7 protein-coding genes and 2 pseudogenes are annotated in these 10,399 nt (G+C 57.7%); 7 read left to right on the top strand and 2 right to left on the bottom strand.

Annotated features, from left to right (window positions below; translation table 11 throughout):
- Positions 1–206: 206 nt before the first annotated feature.
- A complete protein-coding gene (locus ACW9UQ_RS17645) occupies positions 207–854 on the bottom strand; it encodes a GntR family transcriptional regulator (RefSeq protein WP_458932315.1) in 648 nt (215 codons plus the stop codon).
- A gap of 264 nt (positions 855–1,118) precedes the next feature.
- On the opposite strand from ACW9UQ_RS17645, the gene ACW9UQ_RS17640 reads away from it, so the two are divergent.
- The 7 genes and pseudogenes from ACW9UQ_RS17640 to ACW9UQ_RS17610 all read left to right on the top strand — a co-directional run bounded on the left by ACW9UQ_RS17640 (position 1,119) and on the right by ACW9UQ_RS17610 (position 9,492).
- Positions 1,119–1,925 carry an ABC transporter substrate-binding protein gene (locus ACW9UQ_RS17640; protein WP_458932314.1) on the top strand — a complete coding sequence of 269 codons (807 nt, stop codon included), beginning with the start codon at positions 1,119–1,121 and terminating at the stop codon, positions 1,923–1,925.
- Between the two features lie 69 nt (positions 1,926–1,994).
- Positions 1,995–2,669 (top strand): amino acid ABC transporter permease, encoded by a 675-nt coding sequence (locus ACW9UQ_RS17635; RefSeq protein ID WP_458932313.1) that lies wholly within the window; start codon positions 1,995–1,997, stop codon positions 2,667–2,669.
- A pseudogene (locus ACW9UQ_RS17630) lies at positions 2,659–3,690 on the top strand (aminotransferase class V-fold PLP-dependent enzyme); the annotation flags it as partial. The gene ACW9UQ_RS17635 and the pseudogene ACW9UQ_RS17630, both read left to right, overlap by 11 nt.
- Before the next feature lie 189 nt (positions 3,691–3,879).
- A complete protein-coding gene (locus ACW9UQ_RS17625) occupies positions 3,880–4,683 on the top strand; it encodes a cyclase family protein (RefSeq protein WP_458932316.1) in 804 nt (267 codons plus the stop codon).
- 7 nt (positions 4,684–4,690) lie between these two features.
- Positions 4,691–6,840 (top strand): annotated as a pseudogene (locus ACW9UQ_RS17620) (thiamine pyrophosphate-dependent enzyme).
- Entirely contained in the window at positions 6,837–8,366 is a 1,530-nt protein-coding gene (locus tag ACW9UQ_RS17615; RefSeq protein WP_458932312.1) for an indolepyruvate oxidoreductase subunit beta family protein, read from the top strand. Before ACW9UQ_RS17620 ends, ACW9UQ_RS17615 begins: the two are co-directional and overlap by 4 nt.
- Positions 8,367–8,418: 52 nt before the next feature.
- Complete coding sequence (locus tag ACW9UQ_RS17610) at positions 8,419–9,492, top strand: cupin domain-containing protein (protein ID WP_458932311.1); 1,074 nt, start codon at positions 8,419–8,421, stop codon at positions 9,490–9,492.
- A 302-nt stretch (positions 9,493–9,794) separates the two neighbouring features.
- Here ACW9UQ_RS17610 and ACW9UQ_RS17605 read toward each other — a convergent pair whose 3' ends face one another.
- Positions 9,795–10,274: a hypothetical protein gene (locus ACW9UQ_RS17605; protein ID WP_458932310.1), complete on the bottom strand. Its 480-nt coding sequence runs from the start codon at positions 10,272–10,274 to the stop codon at positions 9,795–9,797.
- Positions 10,275–10,399: the final 125 nt, after the last annotated feature.

Below are 10,399 nucleotides of genomic sequence, written 5' to 3'. Positions count from 1 at the left end.
TATGATCCCCTCTCGGCAGATTGCTTTGCAATCGCCTGCCGGGCAGTGGACGGGAAAGAAATCTGGCAGGAAAAGTCCGTGAACTGAACTTCACCTGACAGACGCCGCCAGAAAAACGGCCAACTGTCAGATCACATCTGAACCACTACAGATTAACGAAGGCTGTTGCGACCAGGGTTCAATTGAAGAGAACTAAGGCTTGGAATTTATCCGGCACCGACGGATTTGCTCTTCAGGTAGCTTTCCCTGCCTTGCTCGACAAAGCTCTGCATTAGGTTCATCGCCGCCATTACATCCCTTCGGGAAAATGCTTCGCAGAGTCCTGAGTGTCCGTTCACTAGCACGCTTCGAAACTCCATATTTCTCATAGTTGCGACGCGAACGGTACGAATCTGGGCATGATATCGTTGGATGGTGTTTTCTAACTCGGAATTTGATACACCGCTTAGCCATGTGTTGCGAAATAGTTCAATTGCTTTAAACAACAGATTGATGTCATCTGTTTCAACTGCATGCTTTGCATCGGACACCGAGTTGCGGAGGGAGGTAATGCCCTGTTCGTCTAGATTTTGTGTCGCTAGGCCTGCGGCATAAGGTTCCAACAGCCTTCTCAATTCAAAAATCTCCAACACCTGACGATCCGAAAGCTTGGGCAGAATGAACCCACGGGACGTTCCCTCAAGGTAACCTTCATGGGCCAGTTGCATCAGCGCTTCACGAACCGGCATGCGGGAAACCCCAAGCTCAGTTGCGATGTTTTTGTCGACCAGCCGGACATCCGCCGCGATCTTTCCGCGTTGGATACGGCCGCGATAGTCTTCGTAGATCTGCTGGCGGTAGCTCGATTTCGCCATCGTTATAACTCCCTTAAATCCGAAACCTAAGTTTCCACAAACAGCGTAAAAGTGTATATTGTTCAGGCCAAAAGCGCGACTCTGTGACAAGAAAATCTTCATTTTTAAAGATTTCATTTGACGAACTGTATACTTTATTCGAAGGTCTCAGACATTCGCACATGGTGTGGTGACTACGATCTACTTCATCCATTGGTGCGCTTCTGAAGCTCAAGAAAGCTAACTGTTTCTTTGAGCGAGTGGCAATGAACTAGGGAGAAAATCATGTTGTTTCAACGCCGAAGTATCTTAACTGCCGTCACAGGTCTTGCGTTTGCCTTTGGGGTAACCGTCGCATACGCGGATGAGCCGCTGCGCGTCGGTGCTTACCCGACCAATCCACCTTGGCAAAACAAGATGGAGGACGGCAGTTTCGAGGGCTTTGAGGTTGATATCGTCAAAGAGATCGCCAGCCGCATGGGCCGCGAGGCCGAAATCGAGGGCTATGATTTCCGCGCCTTGTTCGTGGCGACCGCGTCTGGTCGCGTGGATATGGTGATCTCGTCGCTCACAATCACGGATGAACGCCTCGAAAGCCAGTCGTTCACACAGCCTTATGTCGAGGGCGCTTTGGGCATCGGCGTGCGAAATGGAGAGGAGGTCGACGGTCTCGAAGATCTTGCAGGCAAGAGAGTGGGTGCAATCGCAACGTCATTTGGTGAAGCTTGGATGCAGGAACGCGCCGATGAAATCGGCTATGAGGATCTCAAGAGTTATGACACGGTCGTCAACATGCTCACTGATCTGCGCGCTGGCCGGGTTGACGCAGTTGTCAACGATGTTGTCGGGCTGAGATATGCGTTCACCCAGGGCGAGGGCCTGACGGTTTCACACGAAATCGTCACAGGTGAACGATTTGCGATGATGATGCCTAAGGCTTCACCGCTGCTGGAAGAGGTGAATACCATTATCGGGGAAATGAAATCAGACGGAACCATGGCCAAGCTCTACGAGCGTTGGCTGGGTGCGCCTCCTGCTGAGGGAAGTCTGACCGTGACGCCGCTCCCGATTCCGACCTCAGCAACAGAGTGACTAATTCCCATAAGGCTCGGGTGTGCATCTCATGTGTGCCCGAGTAATTTTTTTTAGCCGGACAAGGTAATGGACGCGCTTGACATCTTCTTCAATATCGACGTGCTGAGGCGCGCCTTTCCAATGCTGATCAGGGGGCTCGGCAATACCTTTCTTCTTGGCATTACTGCGATCGTGTTCGGTTCAATATTGGGCCTGCTCCTGGCGATGATGCGGCTTTATGCCCCGAAGCCATTTCGTTTTCTGGCCATTGCCTACATTGATCTCGTTCGGGCCATACCGGTCCTCGTGCTGTTGATCCTGATATATTATGCCTTGCCCTTCGCGGGGGTAACGCTGAACTCGTTCTCAGCCGCTGCTGCAGCTCTAACAATGGTTCTGGCGGCGTTCACCGCCGAAGTTATGCGCGCGGGCCTGCAGGCTATTCCGAAAGGGCAGTTTGAGGCTGCCGCGGCCCTAGGCCTCGGGTTTTGGACGACCATGCGCAAGGTCATCATCCCACAGGCAATCCGGATCGTGATTCCCCCTCATGCCTCGAACTGTGTTTCCGTCATCAAAGATACCGCGCTCGCTTCGGTGGTGGCGATGTCTGATCTGCTCAAACAGGCAACTGACGCGCAGGCGCTCTTTGCGAACCCCACGCCATTAATAGGCGCGGCGATCCTCTATATCATCATCCTTTTGCCGCTTGTCAGGCTAACAGGCTGGCTCGAAAAACGCGCACAACGCGCCTATGAACACTAAACTGCGGAAACCCAAGATGCTTTTGAATTCAAAGAACGCTGGCTATTTTCTATACCATTCCATCGGCATGTATCCCGGCAAGGAAGACGAACTGTCCCAGGCCATGGCTGAATACGCTGAAGTCTGGGCGGCTCCGAATGACAAGCAGTGGGGTTACATGCTCCTTAAGCGGCAAGACTTCATCGACTTCTGGCGCCGCATCATCAATGTCCCCAAAGGTTCGGCGACAACATGCGAAAGCGTGACCGACGGGATGCACAAGCTGATGCGTGCGTTGCCCGAAGGCCAGCTGAAGGGGAAGCGTGTGCTGGTGTCGGCGGATTGTTTCCCTTCGATCCATTTCCTGCTGGCTGGGCTGGCCCCCAAGATGGGGTTCACGCTGGACACCGTGCCGATGAGCGAGGGCAAGTCCTGGGTCGAGGCCGAAGACTTCATGGCCCATTGGGGTCGTGACGTTGGACTCGCCCTGCTGACTTGGGTCACGTCTACAGCTTCGGCGCGTGTCAATCTTGCCCCTCTCGTTGCCCATGGGCGCGAAATGGGAAGCATGATCGGTGCAGACATTACGCAGGCCGCAGGTCTAATCCCTTTTGACGCAATGAACCCTCGCGTTGATTTCGTGCTGTCCACCAGTCTCAAATGGATGTGTGGGACGCCGGGCGCAGGTATTCTTTACATCGACAAGGACCGCATTCCGGATCTTCAACCGGAGGGGCGCGGTTGGTTCTCACAGAACAACCCGTTTTCCTGGGATTTGGACAAATTCGAATATGCGCCTGATATCCGTCGGTTCGACGGTGGCACGCCAGGCGTGGTCCCAGCACTGGCGTCCCTGCCGGCACTCAAGTGGCACGCGGAGCAGGATCACGCGGAACTCGTCGCTTGGAACCGCCGACTTGTGGACCAGATCATAGCGCGTGCCGATGCGCTTGATCTGCCTCTGCATTCCCCACGCGGTGCGGACCAAAGGGGCGGGTCGGTCATGTTGCGCTTTCCCGACAAAACCGAGGCTGCGGCAGTCGTCGGTGCGTTGGGGGTCGAAGGGTATTCTGTTGACTTTCGCGGACCGTTGGTGCGCCTGTCACCGGGAAACGTGACTAGAGAAGAAACCATAGATACCTTTTTCGACATCACCGGCGAGGTGCTCGCCCGCCGCCGCCGCCGCTATGCTGGCAGCGCAGAACCGGTCTCAACCACGAAAGGAACGTCGATGTCTTCCGATGATGTGCTTGCCAATTTCGGCGCGATGCTGCTGTCGGGTCAGATCAAGGTGGTGGATTGCACCGCCTCACTTGGACCGGACACGCCGATCCTTCGACTGCCGGAAGATTTCGCCAAAAACACGCCAAAGGTCGAAATCCATCGGATCAGCGAATATGACGCAGACGGACCTTTCTTCGCCTGGAATTGGCTAAAACTAGGCGAACATTCCGGCACCCATTTTGATGCGCCACATCACTGGATCACGGGCAAGGATTTCGCAGACGGCTTCACCGACACGCTCGACGTGCAGCGGCTCATCGCACCAGTCAATGTCATCGATTGCTCCAAGGAAGCAGCGGAAGATCCGGATTTCCTGCTGACCGCAGAGCATGTGAAGGCGTGGGAGGCCAAACACGGTGAGATCAACCCTGGCGAGTGGGTTGTCATGCGCACCGATTGGGACAAGCGGTCCCACGACGAAGAGTTGTTCCTAAACATGGACACAGACCCCCAGGAGGATGGGTCGCACAGTCCAGGCCCCACCACCGAATGTGTCGACTATCTTCTCTCCAAGGGGATCGTCGGTTGGGGCAGCCAATGTATTGGGACAGATGCGGGCATGGCGGGGAAGATGAGCCCGCCTTACCCTGCGCATAACTACCTGCACCGAGACAATTGCTTCGGGTTGGCTTCGCTCGCCAATCTCGATCAGCTTCCGCCCAAAGGGGCAATCCTGATGGCTGCTCCGCTGAAGATCGAGAACGGTACAGGGTCACCCATCCGGGCCCTGGCTCTGGTGCCTCAAGGCTAGCGCGTCAATGGCCGAGCGTTCGTTCAAAAAGGAAGTAGAGCATCTGCGCCTTGGCGCCGGTGACACATTCACCGGCGAAGGCATCCTTGCCATCACCAAGGCGCTGCTGGAATCTGGCGTCGGCTATGTCGGCGGCTATCAGGGCGCGCCGATCTCTCACTTAATGGACGTGCTGGCCGATGCCCAGAACCTGCTGGGCGATCTTGGCGTCCGCTTTGAGGCCAAGGCGTCAGAGGCCGCTGCCGCTGCGATGCTTGCCGCCTCTGTCCACTACCCGATCCGGGGCGCGGTCACGTTCAAAGACGCGGTGGGGGTCAATGTTGCCTCTGACGCGCTGGCCAACCTGTCATCGTCAGGCGTGAATGGCGGCGCGCTGGTGATCGTGGGCGAAGACTACGGCGAAGGCTCGTCGATTATGCAAGAACGCAGCCACGCCTTTGCGATGAAATCGCAGTTCTGGCTGCTGGACCCGCGCCCCAACTTGCCCTCGATCGTTAAGGCGGTAAAAGACGGCTTTGCGCTATCGGAGGCCTCGAACTCCCCCGTGATGCTGATGGTGCGGATCCGGTCCTGCCATGTGACGGGCAGCTTTGAGACCACCGATAACGTGCCGCCGCCGCTGACGGTCCGCGACGCTTTGTCTAACCCGCAGAAAGACTTCAACCGCGTGGTTCTACCGCCAATGTCTTTCATCCACGAACAGGACAAAATCGAAAACCGCTGGCCCGCGGCTGAAAAGTTCATCCTTGACCACAAGCTGAATGAATTCTTCGGGCCTGATCGCGGCAAGATCGGGCTGATCGTCCAAGGCGGCATGTATAACGCGGTGATCCGCGCGCTCCAACGGTTGGGCCTGGCCGATCTTTATGGTGACACCGACGTGCCGCTTTACGTGCTGAACGTCACCTATCCGCTGGTGCAACCGGAACTGATGCAATTTGCCGAAGGCAAAGAGGCCCTTCTGGTGGTCGAAGAAGGCCAGCCCGATTTTCTGGCCCAAAGCATCGGTGCGATGCTCTATCAGGCGGGCCATAGCGCGAAGCTGCATGGCAAGGATATGTTGCCAATGGCAGGCGAATATACCGGGCAAGTCGTGCTGGACGGTGTCACCGCCTTTCTGGAAACCGCAGCACCTGACCTGTTGCCCAGCAAAGTCCGCGCCCCGAATCGCGAATTGCCCGCGATCCCGGACCTGTCCAAAACCGTGCCTATCCGCCCGCCGGGGTTCTGTACGGGTTGCCCGGAACGACCCATTTTCGCAGCCCTGAAGCTGGCGCAGAAAGAGTTAGGCGAACACCAGATCAGCGCAGATATTGGCTGTCACCTCTTTGCCAGCCTGCCCCCATTTGAGGTGGGTGGCGCGACGATGGGCTATGGGCTTGGCCCGGCCTCTAACGCGGCCTTTGACGGTGGGGGCGAACGCCGCCCGATCTCAATCCTGGGCGACGGGGGGGTCTGGCATAACGGGCTCAGCAGCTCTATCGGCAATATGGTGTTCAACAAATCCGATGGCGTGGCGGTGATCGTCGACAACTACTATTCCGCCGCGACGGGGGGCAAGACATCCTGTCCAGTCGCGCCAAAAACCCCAGTAAAGACACAAACAACCCAATCAGCGCAGCGGTCAAAGGCGTCGACGTGAAATGGGTGCGGCAAGTGGATCGAACCTATGACGTGCCCAAAATGCTCAACGTCTTCCGCGAGGCGCTGACCACCGATACGCCGGGTCCCAAAGTGATCGTGGCATCGTCGGAATGTATGCTGAACCGACAACGCCGCGAACGCCCGATCCGCGCACAAGCCGTCAAAGACGGCCGCCGGGTCGAAGCGCCCCGGTTTGGCGTCGATGAAGACATCTGCACCGGCGATCACGCCTGTATCCGCCTGTCGGGCTGCCCGTCCCTGTCGCTGAAACGGCTCGATGACCCGTTGCGGGATGATCCGATTGCCAGCATTGACCAAACCTGCGTCGGCTGCGGCAATTGCGGCGAGGTGGCAGATGCCGCCGTGCTCTGCCCCAGCTTTTACCGCGCCGATGTGGTCCACAATCCGGGCCGTTTTGAGCAGTGGCGCGCGGGCCTGCGCAAACGCTTTATCGGCGGGCTCCAAGACCGCCGCCGCACCAAGCGCCTGTGCTTTGGCGAGGTGGGGCGATGAAAGACGAACTCACCCCTCGCGCGCCCGACGAAAAGCTGGGTAGCATCATCAAACTAGCGATCATGTCGGTCGGCGGCCAAGGTGGTGGGGTGCTGACCGGCTGGGTCGAACGCTTGGCCCGCGCCCAGGGCTACGCCTGTCAGGCAACGTCCGTGGCTGGGGTGGCACAACGGACGGGCGCAACCATCTACTATGTCGAAATGGCGCCTAGCTCGGGCCGCCAGCCGATCTTCTCTCTTGCTCCTGCGGGCGGCGACGTGGACGTTCTGATTGCTGCCGAATTGATAGAGGCAGGCCGCGCCATCATGCGCGGCTTTGTCACGCCCGACCGCACCACCCTGATTGCCTCAACCCACCGGGCGCTGGCCGTCAGCGAAAAGATGGTGCCCGGCGACGGCATCGCCGAGCCAGATGACGTTATGGAAGCCGCGCGGCTTATGTCTGACCGGCTGATCGCGCTGGATATGGAAGCACTGGCTGTGGAAAACAGCTCCGCCATCTCGGCCACATTGTTCGGTGCTTTGGCGGCCTCTGATGCCCTGCCCTTCCCGCGAGCCGCCTTTGAGGACGCGATCCGATCTGCCGGGAAAGGGGTAGAACCCAGCCTACGCGCCTTTGCCGCCGCCTTTGAGCACGCAATGGGCAAAACAGACACTGAAAAGCCAGTATTAGAGCCTGATATCCACCCAACCCTCCGGGGCCCTGAAGATCTGCTGGCGGACTGGAACACGCTTGTCTCCCGCACCGAAACCCTGCCCCCCGCCGCACAGGAAATGGCACGGGTGGGGTTGCAGAAGGTGGTGGATTTCATCGATCTCGGCTATGGGCGCGACTACCTGGACCGGCTGGAACAAATCGCCTCTGATGACCCAAACGGCGCTTTGACGCGAGAAGCCGCCAAATACCTCGCCAATTCTATGGCCTATGACGACGTGACCCAGGTTGCAGACCTGAAAACCCGCGCCCCCCGCCGCCAACGGATCGAAACTGAGATGGGCACGGCAGAAGGTGGCGTGATGCAAGTAACCGAATTTCTCCACCCCCGCGCGGAAGAGATCGTAGGCCTCTTCCCTGCCCGTGTCGGTGCTTGGGCCGAAGCGCGCCCCGGCGTCATGTGGGTCATCGACCGCCTGTTCAATCGAGGCCGCCGGATGCGCAGCGACCGGATGATCCCCTTTGCCATGCTCTACCTGCTGGGCGGCTTGCGGGCCTACCGCCGCCGCACCCATCGCCATGCCATCGAAATGGCCCATATCGACCACTGGCTTGGAACCGCATTGAACCAATCCGACCGCGCGCTGTCTATCGAACTGCTGCGCTGCCGTCGGCTGATCAAGGGCTATTCCGACACGCATGCACGCGGTCTGTCGAAATTCGACCGCGTGATCGGCGCGCTAGACCTGCTGAAGGGTCGTGAAGACGCCGCAGACTGGATCGCCCGCTTGCGTCAGGCAGCACTGCAGGACGAAGATGGCAATGCGCTAGACGGAGCGATCAAGACATTCGGCACCTTCGCGGAAGCGTAGGCCGAGCACGGTACATCCAATTCAGAACCAAGAGACGTGAAAGGCGCAACAAATGGCGGATGAAAACAGCAAGATCGAAGTCGTGTTGCCGACTACAGACCTAAGCCAAGATCTGGGCTTCTTTACCAAGACACTGGGGATGCGGCTGGACTCTATCTTCCCGGCCGATGATCCGTCGAATGCCAGCCTGTCGGGTCACGGGTTTCGGCTACATCTGGACCGGACGGCAGGAGGCCCGTCCCCTTCCCTGCAAGTGCTTACGGACGATCCCGGTCACTTTTCCGAGGGTGGCGCCGAGCTGACCGCGCCGAACGGCACCCGGATACGCTTTGTCCCGCTGACACCGCAATTGGAACAACCCACCACACAGCATGAATTTGCCGTGCGCCGGCTGCGCGACGAGGCGCCCTGGATCATCGGCCGGGCCGGGATGCACTATCGCGATCTGATCCCATCGCGGCTTGGGGGTTCGATCATCGCGAGCCATATCCGCATTCCCGACGGTGGCCCTGTCCCGGACATGGTGCATTACCACACGGTCGGGTTCCAGCTGATCTATTGCTATCGCGGCTGGGTCGACGTGCTCTACGAGGATCAGGGCAACATGCTACGTCTGACCGCGGGCGATTGCGTTACCCAGCCGCCTGAAATCCGCCACCGGGTCTGCCACGCATCACCGGATATCGAGGTGATCGAGATTGGCGTTCCGGCCGAGCATGTCACGACCATCGACCACGAGATGACCCTGCCAAATGGTAAAGGCGACCTCGACCGCGAATGGCAAGGGCAAAAGTTCGTCCATCACGAGATCTCCAAGGCCGTCTGGCGACCCTATCGAATGGCGGGGTTTTCCTGCCGCGACACTGGCATCGCAAAAGGAACAAAGGGCATCGCCGGGATCAAGGTCGCACGTTTCGTTGGGGGTACACCGACGAAACTGACACATGAGGCCGACATAAACTTCTTCTTCGTCCTCGAAGGCTGCGCAACGCTCACAGCGGATGGCCATCCCTCCCATCAGATTGAGGCAGGGGATGCATTTGTCGTACCGCCAGGGCTTGATACCGGATTCAACGATTGCTCCCAGGACTTTGAGGTGATGGAAGTGACGCTCCCAGGTGCATGATGGGCTTGTATGGTTAAAACCAGCAGGAGAGAAATCTCGCCAGCCGCTTTAGCGGCTCGCACCATAGACGGCCCTGTTGCAAAAATTTGTTTTGGCCGGAGAGACCCTCAGCGTTTTTCATTTTTGCAGAAGCCCTGCTGAATTGCGATCTTTTCGAGTTCTTTGCCGTGTAGCGACATCAGTTCGTTGATCATTTCGGGTCCGAGACCGAAGGCGCGTTCGACAAGGCGGACTTCTCCCCTGATGGCCCAAGTGGCTCGAAGCTGTATATTTGGGCTTTTGGCAGAACAAATGGTGTATATTTATGATTCTGAACGCTGCAAATACATCGCAACATTGTCGGCGGGGAATTTGAAGCCTCGGCCATCCGCTATGCGTTCGGCACTGATGGGATATTTCGGTCTGTTGGGGTTGATAGCAACGATGCGGAAGAGCTCATCTTTCGACCTGAAGGTACGGCCATGGTCTGAGGGTTCCAAGCCAAAATGGGGCGCGAGAACTTCGAACATGGCTTTGTCGGGTGAGTAGATTGCCCCGTCCTTTTGGGGAATGCCGACGCGGAAGCTGATTTCAAAGCTGTGGCGCAGATCAATGTCACTCAGTTCACCACCTTCCACTGTCAGCCCATGCGTTTCCGCTACGGCCAGACAGGCTTTCATCATGTCCCGGCGCAAGCGATCGCAGAGCTCAGGCGTCAGATTGCGTGGTGGCGGCACCTTGGCTTTCGTCAGCACGGGCACCTTGGGCGCAGGAGGCTTTCGTTTTCGGGCGTTCTTTTTCATGTATCCAGAGAGTGTCCGGTCTTTTGTGTATGACTGATCCGGTTCATGCTTCACCGAAAGGAAGCATGAATGACTATCTCAAAGGAAATTCTGGATGAACTTCTTCAGGGCGTTGAGCGCGCTGA

It is taken from the genome of Halovulum sp. GXIMD14793 (assembly GCF_054457435.1).
This window is presented reverse-complemented; position numbering and strand designations above follow the sequence as displayed.